The following is a 19381-nucleotide window of genomic DNA, read 5'->3' as shown; positions in this document are numbered from 1 at the left end:
CTTGCTGGAGCTTTTTCGAGCTTTTTCCTTGCGTTGCGTGCAAATCGAGGAAGCCATACGCCTGGGCGACGACCAGCGCGTCACGGCGCTCGACCGCCATGTCGAGCCGCTGGTCGAGGCAATCCTCGCCTACCGGGCAGTCAATCTGCTCGAAGTTTACATGCAACTGCAGTTTGTGAGCCATCTGATCAGCCAGGATGCCGACGACAGCGCCAGCGTCACGGAGCACACGTCGGTGCTTTCCTACCTGCTCGACCGCTATTTCGGGGCGCATGGGCCGGACTGGCGCGTGCCTTCGCCGCAGGATGTGCGCATCGAGCCGCCGCCGGCTTATGTGCCTGATACCGACAATGGCCAGTTCCTCAACGCGGTAATCCTTGAAAGCCTGCCGGATCGCGTGGCGGTGCTGACAAGGGACTATCGCTACCTCTATTCCAATCCAGCCAACAGCGCCCATCTCAACAGGAAGCCGATGGAGCTCATCGGCCGCCACCTTTCCGAATTCATCGGCGAGGAGCGGTTTGCCGAATGCGCCAAGCATAAGCTCGATGCCTGTTTTGCCGGCGAACAGATCGACTATTCCTATGAGCGCTCGGCCGGCAGCGGCAAATCGCGGCAGGTGCGCTGTCGCATGTCGCCGCTGCGCGATGCGGGCGGTACGGTGATTGGCGCCCTGCTCGTCATGGAAGATCTCGATCGGCTGTCGCAGGCTGCCTGATCCCGGTCGGCAGCCTTAGGCAGCCTGACCAACTCCGCTGCCTTGGGTAGTCTGGCTAAGCCGCCGCCCAGACGGCGAGCTCGTAACCATCGCGGTCGAGGAAGTGGAAGCGACGGCCGCCGGGAAAATCGGTGATCGGCCGGCAGATCGTGCCGCCGGCTCTTTCGACTGAGGTCAGCACTTCTTCCAGATCGCTGGCATAGACGACGACCAGCGGGCCGCCGCCCGGCCGCACGGGTCCGAAATCGGTAAAGCCGCCCTTCAGCCGGCCATCGTCGAATTCGCAATAATTGGGGCCGTAATCGGTGAAGCGCCAGCCGAAGGCCGAGCCGTAAAAGGCTTTGGCGGCGGCAATGTCGGCGACGTTGAATTCGACATAGTCGATGCGGCGGTCGTGGTTTTCTGTCTTCTCGGCCATCTATCTCTCCATCAGGGCTTTCAGCATGGCGAGATCCTTCTCGACATGGGCGGCATCGGCGGAAAACTGCGTGTCGGTCATGCCGGGCAGACGCAGCAGCGTGAACATGACCTCGCAGCCATCGCCGTTCGGCACGATGCGCAGAGCATTATAAACCCTGAGGCCGGATTCGATCGTCACCGTATGGTCGATCACGCCGAATTCATTGGCAGGAACGAAGCTCACCTTGACGCTGCCGAGAGCGCCGTGGGCGATCCAGTCGGCGCCGTGAGGCTCTAAGCCGGTCGCAAGGCCGGAGGCCCAGAGCGGCATGTTCTCCGGCTTGCCGGCGAAGTCATAGACGTCGCGCCAGTCGCGCTCTATCGACAGGTGGATGATTTTCGCGGGCATTGTCGACATGGCTTGCAGGTCCCTGGCATTTGGTTTCGTCAGAATAACAGACCGGCCAGCAGCGTCTTGAACAAAACGGTCAATCGGCTCTTTGCCGTATGCTGAGCTGGTCGAGAATGACGGCAGGTGTCAGCGTCGAGAGCTCGCCGACCTCGCGTGTCATGTGGGGCTGGTCGGCAAAGCCCGCTTCGAGAGCAAGGCGGGCAAGCGGCATCGCGCCCGACCTGTGGCAGAGGTCGAGGAAACGCTGGAACCGGCGAATCCGTTCCAGCGTCTTTGCGCCGTAGCCGAAATGGTGGTGGCAGCGGCGGCGCAGCTGCCTCTCACTCATGCCGAGGTGCTCGAGCAGGCTGGACGCCGGGCGAGCGTTGTGGGCGGCGGCGAAGATCATGGCGGCATCGCGGGCGGGCTCCTCCTCATCGCGCGCGGTCTCTTCGAGCAGGCGGCTAAACAGCGCCCTGGCGGCCGAGGGGTCGGGACAATCCGCAAGCCGCGCTTCGAATTCGGCGGTGTCCTTCCGGCCGATGTCAGCGAGGGGCACCGAGCAGCCGACCAGAGCCGAAAGCGGCGTCTTCAGCCAGGGTGCTGCGGCGCCGGGCGCAAAACGTGCGCCGATGACTGTCGCGCCCGGCCGGATGACGGGAAAGGACGCTGTCCTGTCGGGACCGGCGACAACCAGCCGGCCGTCGATCCAGAGGAGATCGCAATAGCCGTCAGGCACGATCGCCACCATTGCCGGCGGTCCGTCATGAAGCGCATGCGACCAGAGGCGGCTGAAATGGCGTCGCAGCGCCGGCGGCGGCATAGACTCGCGGTAGCAGCCGGCGCGGGCCGCCAGGAGAGCCGCATCTTTTCGTCTTCCCGATGCCAATGCGATATCTCCCGAGGCACTGATGATAACAGATAGGGCATTGCGGGCGGGGCGCACGAAAAAACTAGGGCTTCCGGAGTAGGCGCCAGCCGGCGGGTTGTCGGACAAGCGGCGATATTGCAAGCTTCATTTCATTGGCTTTTGCGAACCGATTAGACCCTTGCGAGACTTGCCGTTTGACCGAGACAGTGCCACAACACCGGTCCAAATGACACATCGGAGGTTTGTCGTGGAAAAGGCAGAAATCGGACTGATCGGTCTTGCGGTCATGGGCTCCAACCTGGCGCTCAACATCGCGGAGAAAGGCAATAAAATCGCGGTGTTCAACCGCACGCCGGAGAAAACCGACGAATTCTACGAAAGCGCCGGCGATCTGAAGAAGCAGATTATTCCCTGCAAGACGATCGAAGAGTTCGTCGATGCGATCCGGCCGCCGCGTCCGATCATCATCATGATCAAGGCGGGCGAGCCTGTCGACCAGCAGATGGAGCTGCTGCGCCCGCATCTCTCCAAGGGCGACATCATGATCGATGCCGGCAACGCCAATTTCCGCGACACCGTCGCCCGCTTCGACCGGCTGAAGAATACCGATCTGACCTTCATCGGCATGGGTGTTTCCGGCGGCGAAGAAGGTGCGCGCCACGGCCCGTCGATCATGGTCGGCGGCACAGAAGAGTCCTGGAAGCGTGTCGAGAAGGTGCTGACATCGATTGCCGCCCGCTACAATGACGAGCCCTGCGTCGCCTGGCTCGGCAATGACGGCGCCGGCCATTTCGTCAAGACCATCCATAACGGCATCGAATATGCCGACATGCAGATGATCGCCGAAATCTACGGCATCCTGCGCGACGGCCTCGGCAAGAGCGCCTCCGAAATCTCCGGCATCTTCGGCGAATGGAACAAGGGCCGGCTGAACTCCTACCTGATTGAAATCTCCGAGAAGGTGCTTGCGGCCACTGATCCGGTCTCCGGCGGGCCGATGGTCGACATGATCCTCGACAAGGCAGGCCAGAAGGGCACCGGCAAGTGGTCGGCGATCGAGGCGCAGAATATGGGCATTCCGGCAACGGCGATCGAAGCCGCCGTCGCCGCCCGCAGCCTCTCTTCGATGAAGTCGCAGCGCGAAGCCGCTGAAAAGATCTTCGGCACGCAGGCTGTGTCCTTCCCGATCGCTTACGGCCCCGAACTCAACAAGGATCTGGAACTGGCGCTGTTTGCCGCCAAGATCGGCGCCTATGCGCAGGGCTTTGCGGTGATGGCGGAAGCATCGCGCGAGTTCAACTGGTCGCTGCCGATGCCGACGATTGCCAGGATTTGGCGCGCCGGCTGCATCATCCGCTCGCAGTTCCTCGACGAGATCACCTCGGCTTTCACCAAGGCGCCTGATGCTGCCAACCTGATCGTCACGCCTGCCTTCTCCGACATGGTCAAGGAATCGATCCCGGCGCTACGCCGCGTCGTCGGTGCCGCGATTGCCGCCGGCCTGCCGGTTCCGGCGCTGACCTCGGCGCTGACCTATTTCGACGCCTATCGCCAGGGCAGGGGAACGGCAAACCTCATCCAGGCGCAGCGCGACTTCTTCGGCGCCCACGGTTTCGACCGCCTGGACGGCAAGGATTTCCACCACGGCCCCTGGGGCAGCGGTGCGTCGACCTTCTGAGGTCGCTGAGAAGAGATCGAGGAAAAGCCCGGCCGTCGCGCCGGGCTTTTTACTGAATACTGCGGTCAATAGGCGCTTAGTGCGGGCGCTGATCTGAGTTTAGCCACGACAAAAGAGCCTGTGTCACGGCTTCAGGCTGCTCGATGGGCGATAGATGTCCGCAGTCGGGTATGACCGTCAGCCGCGAGGCTGCAATGCTTTCCGCAATTTCCTCAGACAGAGCCGGTGGCGTAATCCTGTCCGCCTCGCCGACGAGAATTGCCGTTGGACAGGAGATGCCTGACAAGGTGGGGCGTGCATCCGGCCGATCGAGCGTAGCGATCAAATGGCGCACCGCCGCGTCTCGCCCTACATCCTCCAGAGCCATCTGCCGATAGAAGCCCAAAAGATTTCGATCGTCGATTCGAGCGGGGTCGACCAACTGGCGAAATCGCTGCTCGATCCACGTGTCGGAGTCATCTGCCGACAGTCTGGCAATCCGCTCAGCTCGGCCGGCAGCTTGCGATGCATCGTCGGGCCTGGCGCTGGTGCTGATAAGAGCCAGTTTCTCGACGCGGTCGCCGGCTCTGCGCATGATATCGAGGGCGACATAACCTCCCATGGAAAAGCCAACCAGGCAGAAGCGGTGCGGGGATGCCATCAAAATATTGTCGGCGATCTCTCCAATTGAGCTTCCCGTTCTGTGGTCGGCAATCATGACCGGCCGATGTTTCCAGATCGCCGGAATCTGCGATAGGAAAATTCGCGCCGAGCAATTGATGCCGGGAATGAATAAAACAGGCGCGCCAACTGCCACGAATCCCTCCATTCTCAGTCACGTGCTCGCGGAGGAGATAGTATCCACCAGTGCCACCGTGTGTCGTGACAAAAATGCTATCGGTCACGACAGCTGAACGACAGCCGGCAATCCGCGGGCGTGGCGCTCCGGCGCAAGCCTGATCGGATAGTTTGCAAGACGTCCCAACGCGGAGATCAAGGTGAAGAGCACTCGGATAGCCGCCGCGCAGACGCTCTCCAACAACATGATGGCAAGGGACAAGGCGGAAATATTCAGGGAGCGGCACAACTCGGTTCGCGGCGAACGATGCCGCGAAACCGGCCTGTGGCTGATCTCGTCCGACGTGACAGGCGAGCGCGACGGGCGCATCGCCTGGGGGCCGACGGCGGTGCTGAACCCGGAAGGGCAGGTCGTGGCGCAGCTGCCGCTGGAGGAGCCTGGCTTGCTGGTCTTCGACTTCCTTGCATAGAACCTGTGAGCTATCGCGATTGAGGATTGATAAAGATGCTTATCCGAGACGAAACGCCGGAGGATTTCGACGCGATCCATGATCTGACCTCGACCGCCTTCAAGCCGATGCCTTACAGCGACGGGACGGAAGCGGAGATTGTTCGAAGACTTCGTGAAAACGGTGATCTGACAATATCGCTGGTCGCAGAGCAGCACGGCGAGATCCTGGGGCATGTCGCGTTTTCACCGGTGGCGATCGACGGCGCGCATGATGGCTGGTTCGGGCTGGGGCCGATATCGGTCAAACCGGAGAGACAACGGCAAGGCATCGGTAAGGCGATGATTGCAAGAGGTCTCGAACTGCTGAACGAGATGGGTGCCAGCGGATGCGCGTTGATCGGCAATCCCGACATCTATAGCCGTGTCGGTTTCAGCAGCGACGGGCACCTGAAGTACCTCGACCTCGATACGCGGCTCGTGCAGCGGATTGTTTTTCGCGGATCCCCGCCAAGCGGGACGTTGCAATTCGCCCCGGCATTTGAAAGCTAGGATATTCCGTTCAACGGCCGAAACTTCAAAACCAAGCTGACAGAGAAGGCGGCGACATGTCCGAAACGGGCGCGATGACCATCCGAACCGAGCGTCTCAGGCTCCGCATGCCAGATATCGACGATTTTGCCGCCTATGCGCAGTTGATGGCGTCGCCGCGATCGGTCGGAATGGGCGGCCCGTTCGATCTGCGCGCGGCGTGGGGGATGTTCTGTCACGACGTCGCTCTCTGGCAGCTTTTCGGTCACGGAGCGCTGACGATGGAGCTCAGCGAAACTGGCGAATGCGTCGGTCAGGTGGGGATCAATCACGGGCCGCTCTTTCCAGAGAAGGAGCTCGGCTGGTTCGTCTATGCGGAATATAAGGGCAAGGGCTATGCTACCGAAGCGGCCTTGGCGCTGCGCGACTGGGCCTTTGCGACACTCAAGCTGCCATCGCTTGTCAGCTATATCGCTCCCGGCAATGCCGCATCCGTTGCCGTTGCGGAACGGCTGGGAGCGCGTCTCGATCCCGCAGCACCCCGAACCGATCCCGCCGATCTCGTTTACCGGCACCTCCCTTCCTGAAATGCGGAACGTGGTCTTGGGAACTGCATTGGTTGCGGACGTCCCAGTTCTTACATGTTGATCTGTTAGGATGTCGGGCTCCGCAAGAGATGGGGATATCGGATGACAGGCGCGAAGCGGGAACACTGGGACGAGGTCTATCGTACGAAAGCTGCCGACAGCGTCAGCTGGTATCAGCCGACGCCCGGGCCTTCCTTGCGAGCGCTTGACGAGTTGCAACTGCCGGTCACGGCCTCGCTGATCGATGTGGGCGGCGGTGCATCAAACCTTGTCGACCGTCTTATTGAGCGCGGGTGGTCCGACCTCACCGTCCTCGACATCGCCGCGCCGGCGCTCGAGGTCGCCAAGGCGCGGCTGCGGGATGAAGCCGCCCGGATCGCCTGGGTGGTTGCCGACGTCACTTCATGGCAGCCCGACCGGCATTACGATGTGTGGCACGACCGCGCCGTCTTTCACTTCCTCACCGAGCCCGAGCAGCGGCTGGCCTATCGCCATGCGCTCGAAACCGGCACAGCGTCGGGCAGCGTCGTGATCATCGCCACCTTCGCCCCGGACGGGCCGGAACGGTGCAGCGGCCTGCCGGTCCAGCGTTACGACGCGGTAGCGCTTGCGAGTGAATTCTCGTCCACCTTCGCGCTTCAGCGTGATTGGCGCGAGGAGCACACGACACCCGCTGGTGGCCGGCAGTCGTTCCAGTGGTGCGTCTTTCGCAGGCGCTGAGCCCTCGGAGAGGGCGGCCGAGAGGCACGACCCTGATGATCGCGTCTACTGCTGCCTCGTTTCCCGAGAGAGGCAGTCGAGGATGAAATCCGCCCGGTCTGCGACCGCGATTTTCGGCAGTATGATGATGTCGTAGCCGAGCGCCGGATAGATCGCGGCCAACCGGTCATATTCGTCGCCAGCCTCGTCGAAGCCATGGCGCCGCTCGGGATCGGTCGTGTAGATTTCGGGCCATGGCGGGGTCAGAAAAACCCTCTGGTGATAGCGGTGGGCTACGCTCAATTTTTCCAGGATAGGTTCTCCGGTGAGGTGCTGAAGCGCTGCCGCCGCATCGACCAGCCCGCGATCGAAAAACATCCAGCCGGTCTGCTCACACGCCGCTGCATGGTCGGCGATCGCCATCTCGATCGCGCGGCGCGCAAAGGCCACCATGTCGACCCAGGGCAGGGCTGCGCCGTCGCCTTCAAGTTCTTGCTTGACGATGCGCCGGCCGGGCTCTTCGACGACGGCATGACCGCGGGCAACAAGCTCCTGAAGCAGCGTCGACTTTCCGCCGCCGGAACATCCCGAAATCAAGACCGACCCGTTCATGTTCGAGCTCCCGTCTCAGGCAGCCCGACGGGCGCGCGCCAGGCCGTGATCCACCAGACGGTCGATGATTTCGGCGTAACCGACACCGCTTGCCGCCATCGCCTTGGAATACATGCTGATATTGGTGAAGCCTGGGATGGTGTTGATTTCATTGACGAGGAACTGCCCGCATTCGGTCAGGAAGAAATCGATGCGGGCCATGCCGTCGCAGCCGACGGCCCGGAAGGCGCTGGCGGCCACGTCGCGCATCGCGGCCTCGACCCCCTCAGGCAGTTCGGCCGGCACTTTCAGCACCGCACCTTTCTCGTCGATATATTTGGCATCGTAACTGTAGAAGCCGTGGCTTTCCGCCGGCACGATCTCGCCCGGCCGGGAAACGAAGAGTTCTCCTGCCGTATCTTCCAAGACGCTGAATTCGATCTCACGGCCGCGCACGAATTCCTCGGCGAGCAGCGTGCGATCATGGCGGAAGGCCTCAGTAAGGGCGGGCGCGAATTCCTGGCTGGCATGGACCTTGGCGACACCGACCGACGATCCCTGCCGCGCCGGCTTGATGAAGAGCGGCAGGCCGAGTTCACCTTCGAGGGCTGCCAGCGAAGGGGCAGCACCCTCACGGATCGTTACCGCACGCGCTACCGGCAGGCCCGCCGCCCTCAGCAGGCGCTTGGCGATGTCCTTGTCGAGTGCTGCGGCGGAGCCGAGAATGCCGCAGCCGGCGAGCGGAACGCGGGCCACCTCCGCCACGCCTTGCACTGAGCCGTCTTCGCCGTGGGGTCCGTGCAGGACGGGAAACAGGATGTCGATCCTTGCCAGTTCATGCGGCGCGCCGTGGGCCGGGATCGCCAGCATCCGGCCCCGTCCGCCCGGCACGAGGCAGATTTCCGTGCCTGATGAAGGTGTCGCCAATATGCCGTCCTCGAAACTGCTCAGCAGCCATTGTCCCGCGCGGGTGATGAAGATGGGGACGGCATCGTATTTTTCGGGCTTGAGCGCGCCCATGACATTGGTTGCCGAGAGCACGGAAACCTCGTGCTCGGCCGAGCGTCCGCCGAAGAGCACGGCAATGCGCAGCCTGTGTGGGGAAGGGGTCATGAAAGCCTCCGAAACGATCTGGTGTTGAAAAGGTCAGGCGTCGACCGATATGCCGCGATTGGCGAAGAAGCGGTCGAAGACGGCAAGCGGCAGCGTCACATCGGCCTGGCTCGCCGCGTCGTGGCCGGACGGGTTGTGGAATCGGATTGCCCCCTGCGAGGCCGCCGTCACCAGCACCAGATGCCCGCCCTTCGACGGCGGCTCGCGCTCCGGCCAGCGGATGCCCGAGTTCACCGAGGCGATGAAGAACCGGCGCTTCGACAGAAGCTCGGGAATGGCTGATGTCTCGACGCCGGTCATCGTCTCCGCGCTAAGTGCGAAACGGTCGGTGGCGAAGCGGACGAAGGGCGCGTAGATCAGCCCTTTGATCGAGGCATCGATTTCGTTGACGACATAACCGCCATAGGCGGTGCAGGCGCGGGCAAGCTCGAGTGTCGGATGGATCTCGCCGCGTGCGGCAAGAATCATCTTCAGGCAGGCCATGCCGCAGACATTGACTGCCCAGCGCGCATATTCCTCGATCGTTGCGGCCCCCGATTGATGCCAGAGCGGGTCGCCGAGCAGGGCCTGTTGTCCCTCGGCAAGCACCGGCAACGTCATGCCGGGTGTTTCCCATTGGCTGAAATAGGGCACGCCGCTTTGCTGCATCCTGTCGATATCCCCCTGGTTCGTCTCATGAGATGGCCGGCAATCTTGGCTTTTTTCGAACCGATGCCCGCTTGCGAATCCAAGGCTAAGGTGCAGCTTTCTTCAGGTCCACTTAATTAAAGTAAGTATATAGGTTAGAAATTATGGCCAAATGATCGGCCGGGGAAACAGGCTTGGATTTCTTCCGATTGCGCACACTTCGCGAGCTTTCGCGCCGCGAGACGATGGCGGCGGTCGCCGACGCGCTGGGTATTTCCTCATCGGCCGTTTCTCAGCAGATCGCCCAACTGGAGGACGAAGTGGGAATCCCGCTCGTCGAGCGGCGCGGGCGAGGGGTGATGCTGACACCGGCCGGCCAGAGGCTCGTCCTGCATGCCGATCGGATATTCGCCGTCGTCGAGGAAGCCAAAACCGATATTGCCGAGCTGCAGAACATCGTCGCCGGCGACTTGAGGATCGCCGCCCAACCCTCCGCGGCGTCCTCCTTCATCCCGGCCGCGATGCGCGAGCTCGCGATCCACCATCCGCATCTCAACATCGTCATGACGACGCTGGGACCTGCCGAAGGCGTGGCCGCGCTCCGGGCCTGGCAGGCCGACATCGTCGTTGCCGACGACATATCCTTCGATCCGCATACGCTGGAGGGCACGGCCGACACGTTGTTCCTCTGCCGCGACCAGCTCTTCGTGCTGCTGCCCGCTGGCCACAGGCTGGAGAGCGAGCCCGTCATCGAACTTGCCCAGCTGAGGGATGAACACTGGGCGCTCGACGTCGCCTCCAGCGCCTATTCCATGACCATCCGCAAGGCTTGCCGCGACATCGGTTTCGAGCCCGTCATCAATGGCTTCAGCGACAGTTTCGAAGTCGTGTTCGCGCTTGTCGAAGCCGGATGCTCGATTTCGGTGATGCCCGGACTGGCGCTTCGAGATTTTCGCGAAGGCCTGACAGTCAAGCCGCTGGCACCAGCCGCCTACCGCGGCATCCATGCGATTACCCGGCGCGGCGAGGTGCGCAACCCGAAGGTCGCGGCGGTGCTCGATCAACTGGTAAAGAGCGCGCCGCGGGATTTGAACAGATCCTGATTTTCGCGCGAACGCACTCTTGGCAGAAGCGATCATATCGGGCACTCTTGGTTGATGGTTATGGCAACTCAAGCAGCAGACGTTCGCGCACGCGACGCACGACTTACCACGACGGCCTCCTGATCGGAGCCGGGTTAACACTGTCGTTTGCTTTCTCCTTATTTGCCTTGAGTCACCGTCCATGGACACCAGATCAAAGCCATATTGCGCTTTTTTCGTCCGGAGCGTCGCGCGGACGTTCTGCGTCGCAACTCCGCACGCGTTTCGACTTAGCCGCGGCTGCCGGACGTCACCGGAGCACCGGCAGCCGTAGCTGCTCCTGAACCAAAGAACGCCTCCATTTTTCAGGACACGCCGCCCCAAAGCCGGTCGGCGCCAGGAGTGATGCATGCCTTATGATCCCAGGACGATCGAACCGAAGTGGCAGGCCTATTGGGCCGATCACCATATTTTTCGCGCGGAAATAGATCCGGCCAGACCGAAATTCTACGCGCTCGACATGTTTCCGTATCCTTCGGGCGCGGGCCTGCATGTTGGCCATCCCCTTGGCTACACCGCCACGGATATAATGTGCCGCTACAAACGCATGCGCGGCTTCAGCGTCCTGCATCCGATGGGATGGGACAGTTTCGGCCTGCCGGCGGAGCGCCACGCCATGCGGACCGGTGTGCATCCCGATGTCACGACGAAGCGCAATATCGAGACGTTTCGCGGACAGGTGCAAAGGTTGGGTTTCTCCTATGACTGGAGCCGCGAGTTCGCCACCACCGATCCTGCCTACGTGCGCTGGACACAGTGGATATTCCTGAAGCTGTTCGAGAAGGGCCTCGCCTATCAAGCCGAGGTCGCAGTCAACTGGTGCCCGGCACAGAACGCCGTGCTCGCCGACGAGGAGGTCAAGGACGGGTGTTACGTCGAGACCGGCGATCCCGTCATCCGCCGCAGGATGCGCCAGTGGATGCTGCGCATCACGGCTTATGCTGACCGACTGCTGGAGGGACTGGATGGCCTCGATTGGCCCGAAAGCCTGAAAACCATGCAGCGCAACTGGATCGGGCGTTCTGAAGGGGCCGAAATCCGTTTTTCGCTCGAGCATGGCACGGAGGGCATTACCGTCTTCACGACGCGCCCCGAAACCCTATTCGGAGCAAGCTATATCGTGCTCGCACCGGAGCATCCCGCTGTCGCCACCACCGTCACGCCCGAAGCAAGAGAGGCGGTTGCCGCCTATATTGCCGAGGCCGAGGCATTGGAGGAAACGACGCGTACCGATGCTGGACGCGAGAAGACCGGCGTCTTCACCGGCGCCTATGCCGTCAATCCCGCAACCGGCGCCCGGCTACCGATCTGGGTGGCCGATTACGTCCTGGCGGGCTACGGCGCCGGCGCCTTGATGGCGGTGCCGGCCCATGATGCGCGGGACCACGCCTTTGCCTGCGCGCACGGCCTGCCGATCATTCGCGTGGTCGACAGTGCGGGCGACATCGAAAAGGCGGCCTTTGAGGGCGAGGGGAGGATGGTTAATTCCGACTTCCTGAATGGTCTGGCCGCGCCAGAGGCCAGGAAAGCCATGATCGCTTGGCTGCAGGCGAGTGGTGCAGGCTGGCCTAAGGTCACCTATCGCCTACGCGATTGGCTGTTTTCCCGCCAGCGGTACTGGGGCGAGCCGATACCGGTGCTGCATCTGGCGGATGGCTCGGTGATGCCGCTGCCCGAGGAATGCCTGCCGCTGCTGCCGCCTGAACTGGACGACTACGCCCCGACGCCGGATGGCGAACCGCCGCTTGCCCGTGCGCATGCCTGGGTCGAGACGATCGTGCCGGGCACCGACATTCCGGCACGGCGGGAGACTAACACGATGCCGCAATGGGCGGGCTCCTGCTGGTATTTTCTCAGATTCCTTGATCCCGGCAACGCCCGCGAGCCCGTCGGGCGTGAGGCCGAGCGCTATTGGATGCCGGTTGATCTCTACGTCGGCGGTGCCGAGCATGCGGTCCTGCATCTGCTCTATGCCCGCTTCTGGCACAAGGTTCTTTACGATATCGGGGTCGTTTCGACGGAAGAGCCGTTCCAGCGTCTGTTCAACCAGGGCATGATCCTTGCTCATTCCTACCGCGATACGGCGGGCCGGTATTGCGCGCCGTCTTCCGTCGTCGAAGAGCAGGGCAGATGGTTCGCTGGGCCGGTCGAAGTGCAGCGCGCCGTCGAGAAGATGTCGAAGTCGCGGTTGAACGTCGTCAATCCCGACCATGTCGTCGATCAGTTCGGGGCCGACGCCTTGCGGTTGTACGAAATGTTCATGGGACCTCTGGATGCGGCAAAACCCTGGCAGACCGCTGGCGTGATCGGTGTGCGCCGGTTTCTAGAGCGCGCCTGGCGTATTGTTTGCGACGAGAGCGACGGACTCTCCTCAGCGGTGCAGGAGGCGGCCCCGAGCCCGCAGCTTCTGTGCTTGCGCCACCAGACCGTGAAGACCGTGACGGCGGATATCGACGCAATGCGGTTCAACACCGCGGTTTCCCGGCTGATGGAACTGGCCAATGCACTGACGGTAGAAGCCGCGCGTCCGCGCGAAGTGGTGGAGACATTCGTGTTGCTACTGGCACCCTTTGCGCCTCACATCGCGGAGGAGTTATGGAGCAAGCTTGGTCACGGGGAAACACTGACATGGGTTTCCTGGCCGACCTTCGACCCTGCGATGATCGATATGGAAACCCGCAAATATGTGGTGCAGATCAACGGCAAGGTTCGCCACCGCTTCGAAGCTGCAGCCGACCTCGGCGAGGCGCTGCTGGCGGCGGCGCGATCGGAACCCGCTGTCATGGCCTTGCTCGACGGCAGAATGGTGGTCAAGGAAGTTCTGGTCCCGGGGCGACTGGTGAATTTCGTCGTCGCAGACCTGTGATGATCCAAAGCTCATCGTCGGATTTGAGCCCGACGGTCCGTTCCCTCAACCGACCGCCTACCTGCCGCTCTCCGGCCAAGTCGGCTGGCTGACGCTCTGCAGCAGTTCCGGTTCGACGCCGTCGATGCGGGCGATGACGGCTTTGGCCATTTCGCGGCCGGCCTGGCGCACGTCTTCCTGGGCGGTGATGATCTCGGGGCGGATCCAGTTCAGGATCGGTACCGATTGCTTGGAGACCATGTCGAGATCGCGGCCGAGCGCTTTGCCGGCGGCCTCGATGCCGGCATTGACGGCGATTGCCGCGCTACCGGCCGAACAGACGATACCGTCGGGGGCGTTGGCCGAGCGCATCATCACCTCGACGATGTCGCGGATGTCGGCGAGCGGGGCGTCGGTGTTGACGCGCAGCGGCACTTCCTCGGCGCCGTAATCATGCAGGCCGGTCTGGAAGCCGATGCGGATATGGGCGTAGTAGGTGAGCTTGCTCGGCGGCTGCAGCAGGGCAATGCGGCGCCGGCCGCGCTTGACGAGCTTTTCCACCGCCTGATGCGCGAAGGCCTCGTTGTCGAAATCGTGGAACGGGTGCGTGAGACCCGCGTCGGTGCGCCCATGTGTGGCGAAGGGCATGCCGCGCTCGCTCAGCAGCCGCACGCGCGGATCATCCGGCTCGATGCGGGAGATGATGACGCCGTCCGCCGAGCCGGTATCAAGGATATAGCGCACCGGCAGCATCGGGTCCTTGCTGTGGGAATGCGGCGTGATGACGATATGATAGGGCGTGCCGGATAGCACCTCGGAGATGCCGAAGACCATCTGGCTCGAGAAGCCCATGATCTCCTCGTCGATGCTGAGAACGAGGGCAATGACGTTGGTCTTGCCGGTGCGCAGGCGCACACCTGCTCTGTTGGGCTGGTAGCCGAGCTGGCGGGCGACCATGCGCACCCGCTCCTTGGTTTCTGCTCCGATATCCGGCGCATCCTTCAGCGCGCGCGACACCGTCGTCACGCCAAGGCCGGTCATGTAGGCGATCGTCTTCAACGTCGGGCGCTCGCGCGCTGCCGGCGTCGATGCCGTGTTCTCGAAATTTCCCTTGTTTTCCATCCCTTTAGGCCTGCCTCGCGCGAATTGGTGTCGCTTATAGAGGCTTTTTCCAGCGTCGTAAGCCCGCCGCCTGCCAAAATCGCGCCTCCCTGAGGAATGCAATCTGTAACGATACAGTAAAAATGTCGAGTGCTTTTTGTTGTGTGCGTTGCAACATTGTACGCATAGGTTGAATCGGCAATTCGTGCTCTGTTTTTTTGCGATTGCGAAGAGGCTGAATCGCACGGCTCAATTTATCGTGTAAAATTATTATGGTTATTCAAATAGATAAATTGAAAACGCATGTGCGAGAACGGCCGACTGCATTTCGCTTCAGGGGATGCGACGCTTCCGATGGAAACAGGCAGAAGTAGCATTTCCCGTTATCGCGGAAAAATTTGCCTGCGGGCAGTTGCGTGGAGAAATCGATTGATCTAAGTTTTTCCGGCAACGTTTCAGTGAGGGAGGAGAACTCATGAAAATCCGTATAATGGCGGCCGTGCTTGCCGCTTCGGTCGCGCTTCCGTTCGGCGCCGCCAACGCCACCGATCTCGAAGTCACGCACTGGTGGACTTCGGGCGGCGAATCCGCTGCCGTCGCCGAGCTGGCAAAGGCATTCGACGCCACCGGCAACCACTGGGTCGACGGTGCTATCGCCGGTTCCGGCGGCACTGCCCGTCCGATCATGATCAGCCGCATCACCGGCGGCGATCCGATGGGCGCCACCCAGTTCAACCATGGCCGCCAGGCCGAGGAACTCGTCCAGGCCGGCCTGATGCGCGACCTGACCGATGTGGCGACCGCCGAGCACTGGAAGGATATCATTCGTCCGTCGAGCTTGCTCGATTCCTGCACCATCGACGGCAAGATCTACTGCGCTCCCGTCAACATCCACTCCTGGCAGTGGCTGTGGCTTTCGAACGCCGCCTTCAAGAAGGCCGGCGTCGAGGTTCCGAAGAACTGGGATGAATTCGTCGCTGCGGCTCCGGCACTCGAAAAGGCCGGCATCATTCCGCTCGCCGTCGGCGGTCAGCCGTGGCAGGCGACAGGCGCCTTCGACGTGCTGATGGTTGCGGTTGCCGGCAAGGATACCTTCAACAAGGTCTTCAAGGACAAGGACGCGGAAGTTGCCGCCGGGCCCGAAATCGCCAAGGTGTTCAAGGCGGCCGACGACGCTCGGCGCATGGCCAAAGGCAGCAACGTCCAGGATTGGAACCAGGCCACCAACCTTGTCATCACAGGCAAGGCCGGCGGCCAGATCATGGGCGACTGGGCGCAGGGTGAGTTCGCGCTCGCCGGTCAGAAGGCCGGTACCGACTATACCTGCCTGCCGGGCCTCGGCGTGAACGAGATCATCTCGACTGGCGGCGACGCCTTCTACTTCCCGCTGCTGAAGGACGAAGAAAAGTCCAAGGCGCAGGCCGTGCTTGCCAAGACCCTGCTCGATCCCAAGACCCAGGTTGCCTTTAACCTGAAGAAGGGTTCGCTGCCGGTTCGCGGCGACGTCGATCTCGCTGCCGCCAACGATTGCATGAAGAAGGGTCTCGACATCCTGGCCAAGGGCAACGTGATCCAAGGCACCGACCAGCTGCTTTCGGCCGACAGCCAGAAGCAGAAGGAAGACCTTTTCTCCGAATTCTTCGCCAATCCGTCGATGACGCCGGAAGACGCTCAGAAGCGTTTCGCCGGGATCATCGCTTCAGCTGACTGATCAGCAGATTCGCTGCCCTTGCGGTCCGGCTCCCATCGGGGCCGGATCGTTCCGGACGGTCAGTGGTGGTCCGGCGGGCGGCGGCGTCTCTCTGGTATCTTCAGCAGGTTTCAGAGGTGGAGACGACAGGCGGCGCCTTGCCGATCTGTCACTGGTCGCAGCTGCGATTTGAGGAGAAGTATTCATGACGGGTCAAGCGCGAGCAGGCCGGCCAAATAAGCTACTGCGCAATCTGAATGCCAAGATTGCGTCCATTCCGATGATCCTGACGGCGCTGGTGATCTTTGTCGGCGGCACGTTTTGGACGGTCTTTTATTCATTCACCAATTCCAAGCTCCTTCCGCGGTTGAGCTTTGTCGGCTTCGATCAGTACCAGCGCCTCTGGGCGGCACCCCGCTGGGTGACGGCGATCGAGAATCTGGCTGTCTACGGCATCCTCTCGCTGATTTTCAGCCTGGTCATCGGTTTCATGCTCGCGGCGCTGATGGACCAGAAGATCCGTTTCGAAAACACTTTCCGCACCATCTTTCTTTATCCCTTCGCGCTGTCCTTCATCGTGACGGGCCTCGTCTGGCAATGGGTTCTGAACCCCGATTTCGGCATTCAGGCGGTGGTGCGCTCGATGGGGTGGACGAGCTTCACCTTCAATCCGCTCTATACGCCTGAAATCGTCATCTACGGCATTCTGATCGCGGCGCTGTGGCAGGGAACGGGTCTCGTCATGTGCCTGATGCTTGCCGGCCTGCGTGGGATCGACGAGGACATCTGGAAAGCGGCGCGCGTGGACGGCATTCCGATGTGGAGGACCTATCTCTTCATCGTGATCCCGATGATGCGGCCAGTCTTTATCACGACGATCGTGATCATCGCCTCCGGCATCGTCAAGGTCTACGACCTCGTGGTCGCGCAGACATCGGGCGGACCGGGCATCTCCTCGGAAGTGCCGGCGAAATATGTCTACGATTACATGTTCCAGGCGCAGAACCTGGGGCAGGGCTTTGCTGCCTCGACCATGATGCTCGTCACAGTCGCGATCATTATCGTTCCGTGGGCCTATCTGGAATTCGGCGGAGGGCGCAAGCGTGGCTGATGTAGGAACTCTCAACACCACCGCCGCCGGCATCGACGCCGTCGCGCCTAAACTCGCCGAAGGCCCCAGCGGCCCCAGGCCGCGCCCGGCGGTGTCGGCGCGCAACATCATGCTCTACGGTACGCTGATCATCGCAGCGCTCTACTATCTGCTGCCGCTCTACGTGATGGTGGTGACGTCGCTTAAGGGCATGCCCGAGATCCGGCTCGGCAACATCTTTTCGCCGCCGGTAGAGATCACCTTCGAACCCTGGGTGAAAGCCTGGGCGCAGGCTTGTACCGGGCTCAACTGCGATGGCCTGTCGCGCGGTTTCTGGAATTCGGTGCGCATCACGGTGCCATCGGTCATCATCTCGATCGCAATCGCCTCGGTGAACGGCTACGCGCTGGCAAACTGGCGCTTCAGAGGATCTGAGCTTTTCTTCTCGATCCTGATCATCGGCGCATTCATTCCCTATCAGGTGATGATCTATCCGATCGTCATCATCCTGCGCGAAATCGGCATCTACGGCACGCTGAGCGGCCTCGTGATCGTGCATTCGATCTTCGGCATGCCGATCCTGACGCTGCTCTTCCGCAATTATTTCGTGTCGCTGCCGGAGGAACTGTTCAAGGCGGCGCGTGTCGACGGGGCGGGCTTCTGGCAGATCTTCCTGCGCATCATGCTGCCGATGTCGCTGCCGATCTTCGTAGTCGCGATGATCCTGCAGGTGACCGGCATCTGGAACGACTTCCTGTTCGGCGTGGTCTTCACCCGGCCGGATACCTATCCGATGACCGTGCAGCTCAACAACATCGTCAATTCCGTCCAGGGCGTGAAGGAATACAACGTCAACATGGCGGCAACGATCCTGACGGGTCTCGTGCCGCTCATCGTCTACTTCGTGTCGGGACGGCTTTTCGTCCGCGGCATCGCCGCCGGCGCAGTGAAGGGTTGATCTCATGAATATGAATGCAAGCGTCTCCATCAAGGATCTGTCCCTGAATTTCGGCGCGGTGAGCGTGCTGAAAGATCTCAATCTCGACATCAACGACGGCGAATTCCTCGTGCTGCTCGGCTCGTCCGGCTGCGGCAAGTCGACCTTGCTGAATTGTATCGCCGGCCTGCTCGATGCGTCGGAAGGGCAGATCTTCATCAAGGGCAAGAACGTTACCTGGGAAGAGCCCAAGGACCGCGGCATCGGCATGGTGTTCCAGTCCTATGCGCTCTATCCGCAGATGACCGTCGAGAAGAACCTGTCCTTCGGTCTTCGCGTCGCCAAGGTGCCGCAGGCTGAGATCGACAAGCGCGTGGCGCGCGCCTCCGAAATCCTGCAGATTCAGCCGCTCCTGAAGCGCAAGCCGGCCGAGCTTTCCGGCGGCCAGCGCCAGCGCGTGGCGATCGGCCGGGCGCTGGTGCGCGACGTCGACGTCTTCCTGTTCGACGAGCCTCTGTCCAACCTCGACGCTAAACTCCGCTCGGAGTTGCGCGTTGAGATCAAGCGCCTGCACCAGTCGCTGAAGAACACGATGATCTACGTCACCCACGACCAGATCGAGGCGCTGACGCTGGCCGACCGCATCGCCATCATGAAGAGCGGCATCATCCAGCAGCTCGACGATCCGACGACGATCTACAACAGGCCGCGCAATCTGTTCGTCGCCGGCTTCATCGGTTCGCCGTCAATGAATTTCCTGCATGGCGAGCTGGTCAAATCAGGCGACGGCATTGCCTTTTTGGCCAACGGCGTCATTTTCTCGCTCGCTGCCTACGACGCTAGCGAGACGCTGCAGCCCGGCCGCAAAGTGGTGCTCGGGGTCCGTCCAGAACACATCAAGGTCAACGAGAATACCGGTGGCGAAGAACATGACGCCACCGTCGATATCGAGGAGCCGATGGGCGCGGACAATCTGCTGTGGCTGAAACATGCCGGTCACACGATGTCGGTGCGTGTCAACGGCGCACGCCGCTTCAACGTCGGAGCCAAGGTGAAGCTCAGCTTCGACATGACGGTCGCCTCGGTCTTCGATGCCGAAAGCGAGCTGCGTCTCTAGAGAACTCTGCGGGCGGGGCCGAAATGGCG

At 61.8% G+C, this 19381-nt stretch carries 20 protein-coding genes; 12 read left to right on the top strand and 8 right to left on the bottom strand.

Annotation, left to right across the window (positions count from 1 at the left end; translation table 11 throughout):
- Nucleotide 1: 1 nt before the first annotated feature.
- Nucleotides 2-718 (top strand): PAS domain-containing protein, encoded by a 717-nt coding sequence (locus MOV76_RS22480; RefSeq protein WP_018447306.1) that lies wholly within the window; start codon nucleotides 2-4, stop codon nucleotides 716-718.
- Nucleotides 719-773: 55 nt separating this feature from the next.
- On the opposite strand, the gene MOV76_RS22475 is transcribed toward MOV76_RS22480, so the two are convergent.
- The 3 genes from MOV76_RS22475 to MOV76_RS22465 all read right to left on the bottom strand — a co-directional run bounded on the left by MOV76_RS22475 (nucleotide 774) and on the right by MOV76_RS22465 (nucleotide 2397).
- Entirely contained in the window at nucleotides 774-1136 is a 363-nt protein-coding gene (locus tag MOV76_RS22475) for a VOC family protein (protein WP_018242378.1), read from the bottom strand.
- On the bottom strand, nucleotides 1137-1535 hold the full coding sequence (locus MOV76_RS22470; protein ID WP_028733086.1) for a polyketide cyclase: 399 nt from the start codon (nucleotides 1533-1535) through the stop codon (nucleotides 1137-1139).
- A gap of 70 nt (nucleotides 1536-1605) precedes the next feature.
- Complete coding sequence (locus tag MOV76_RS22465) at nucleotides 1606-2397, bottom strand: helix-turn-helix domain-containing protein (RefSeq protein ID WP_247265322.1); 792 nt, start codon at nucleotides 2395-2397, stop codon at nucleotides 1606-1608.
- 208 nt (nucleotides 2398-2605) lie between these two features.
- On the opposite strand from MOV76_RS22465, the gene gndA reads away from it, so the two are divergent.
- The gene (gndA, locus tag MOV76_RS22460) at nucleotides 2606-4057 is read left to right on the top strand and encodes an NADP-dependent phosphogluconate dehydrogenase (RefSeq protein ID WP_172643630.1); all 1452 of its coding nucleotides are present in this window, start codon (nucleotides 2606-2608) and stop codon (nucleotides 4055-4057) included.
- Between the two features lie 76 nt (nucleotides 4058-4133).
- On the opposite strand, the gene MOV76_RS22455 is transcribed toward gndA, so the two are convergent.
- On the bottom strand, nucleotides 4134-4853 hold the full coding sequence (locus MOV76_RS22455; RefSeq protein ID WP_247265321.1) for an alpha/beta fold hydrolase: 720 nt from the start codon (nucleotides 4851-4853) through the stop codon (nucleotides 4134-4136).
- A gap of 181 nt (nucleotides 4854-5034) precedes the next feature.
- Here MOV76_RS22455 and MOV76_RS22450 point away from each other — a divergent pair, with 181 nt between their 5' ends.
- The 4 genes from MOV76_RS22450 (at nucleotide 5035) to MOV76_RS22435 (ending at nucleotide 7120) form a co-directional block, all read left to right on the top strand.
- A complete protein-coding gene (locus tag MOV76_RS22450; RefSeq protein ID WP_247265320.1) occupies nucleotides 5035-5304 on the top strand; it encodes a hypothetical protein in 270 nt (89 codons plus the stop codon).
- 35 nt (nucleotides 5305-5339) lie between these two features.
- Nucleotides 5340-5834: a GNAT family N-acetyltransferase gene (locus tag MOV76_RS22445; protein ID WP_247265319.1), complete on the top strand. Its 495-nt coding sequence runs from the start codon at nucleotides 5340-5342 to the stop codon at nucleotides 5832-5834.
- A gap of 56 nt (nucleotides 5835-5890) precedes the next feature.
- Nucleotides 5891-6400 carry a GNAT family N-acetyltransferase gene (locus MOV76_RS22440; RefSeq protein WP_247265318.1) on the top strand — a complete coding sequence of 170 codons (510 nt, stop codon included), beginning with the start codon at nucleotides 5891-5893 and terminating at the stop codon, nucleotides 6398-6400.
- A gap of 102 nt (nucleotides 6401-6502) precedes the next feature.
- On the top strand, nucleotides 6503-7120 hold the full coding sequence (locus tag MOV76_RS22435; protein ID WP_247265317.1) for a class I SAM-dependent methyltransferase: 618 nt from the start codon (nucleotides 6503-6505) through the stop codon (nucleotides 7118-7120).
- 45 nt (nucleotides 7121-7165) lie between these two features.
- On the opposite strand, the gene MOV76_RS22430 is transcribed toward MOV76_RS22435, so the two are convergent.
- From MOV76_RS22430 to MOV76_RS22420, 3 genes are read right to left on the bottom strand one after another with little or no spacing between them, the layout of a single operon-like run.
- Nucleotides 7166-7711, bottom strand: coding sequence for an AAA family ATPase (locus MOV76_RS22430; protein ID WP_247265316.1), 546 nt, complete (start codon nucleotides 7709-7711; stop codon nucleotides 7166-7168).
- Nucleotides 7712-7726: 15 nt separating this feature from the next.
- Nucleotides 7727-8803, bottom strand: coding sequence for a D-alanine--D-alanine ligase family protein (locus MOV76_RS22425; protein ID WP_247265315.1), 1077 nt, complete (start codon nucleotides 8801-8803; stop codon nucleotides 7727-7729).
- Nucleotides 8804-8836: 33 nt separating this feature from the next.
- Nucleotides 8837-9451: a C39 family peptidase gene (locus MOV76_RS22420; RefSeq protein WP_018242369.1), complete on the bottom strand. Its 615-nt coding sequence runs from the start codon at nucleotides 9449-9451 to the stop codon at nucleotides 8837-8839.
- A gap of 173 nt (nucleotides 9452-9624) precedes the next feature.
- Between MOV76_RS22420 and MOV76_RS22415 the strand changes: the two genes are divergently transcribed.
- Together MOV76_RS22415 and leuS are read left to right on the top strand one after the other, a co-directional pair.
- Entirely contained in the window at nucleotides 9625-10533 is a 909-nt protein-coding gene (locus tag MOV76_RS22415; RefSeq protein ID WP_247265314.1) for a LysR family transcriptional regulator, read from the top strand.
- Nucleotides 10534-10921: 388 nt separating this feature from the next.
- Nucleotides 10922-13438: a leucine--tRNA ligase gene (gene leuS / locus MOV76_RS22410; RefSeq protein ID WP_247265313.1), complete on the top strand. Its 2517-nt coding sequence runs from the start codon at nucleotides 10922-10924 to the stop codon at nucleotides 13436-13438.
- 57 nt (nucleotides 13439-13495) lie between these two features.
- Here leuS and MOV76_RS22405 read toward each other — a convergent pair whose 3' ends face one another.
- Nucleotides 13496-14539: a LacI family transcriptional regulator gene (locus tag MOV76_RS22405; RefSeq protein ID WP_018242366.1), complete on the bottom strand. Its 1044-nt coding sequence runs from the start codon at nucleotides 14537-14539 to the stop codon at nucleotides 13496-13498.
- 454 nt (nucleotides 14540-14993) lie between these two features.
- On the opposite strand from MOV76_RS22405, the gene MOV76_RS22400 reads away from it, so the two are divergent.
- From MOV76_RS22400 to MOV76_RS22385, 4 genes are all read left to right on the top strand, one after another.
- Nucleotides 14994-16229 carry an ABC transporter substrate-binding protein gene (locus tag MOV76_RS22400; RefSeq protein WP_018242365.1) on the top strand — a complete coding sequence of 412 codons (1236 nt, stop codon included), beginning with the start codon at nucleotides 14994-14996 and terminating at the stop codon, nucleotides 16227-16229.
- 184 nt (nucleotides 16230-16413) lie between these two features.
- Nucleotides 16414-17319 carry a carbohydrate ABC transporter permease gene (locus MOV76_RS22395; protein WP_018242364.1) on the top strand — a complete coding sequence of 302 codons (906 nt, stop codon included), beginning with the start codon at nucleotides 16414-16416 and terminating at the stop codon, nucleotides 17317-17319.
- Entirely contained in the window at nucleotides 17312-18256 is a 945-nt protein-coding gene (locus tag MOV76_RS22390; protein WP_018242363.1) for a carbohydrate ABC transporter permease, read from the top strand. The genes MOV76_RS22395 and MOV76_RS22390 overlap by 8 nt, the downstream gene beginning before the upstream one ends.
- A gap of 4 nt (nucleotides 18257-18260) precedes the next feature.
- Nucleotides 18261-19352 (top strand): ABC transporter ATP-binding protein, encoded by a 1092-nt coding sequence (locus MOV76_RS22385; protein WP_003540428.1) that lies wholly within the window; start codon nucleotides 18261-18263, stop codon nucleotides 19350-19352.
- Nucleotides 19353-19381 lie beyond the last annotated feature (29 nt).

It is taken from the genome of Rhizobium sp. PRIMUS64, from assembly GCF_023006465.1.
Lineage (GTDB): Bacteria > Pseudomonadota > Alphaproteobacteria > Rhizobiales > Rhizobiaceae > Rhizobium > Rhizobium leguminosarum.
This window is presented reverse-complemented; position numbering and strand designations above follow the sequence as displayed.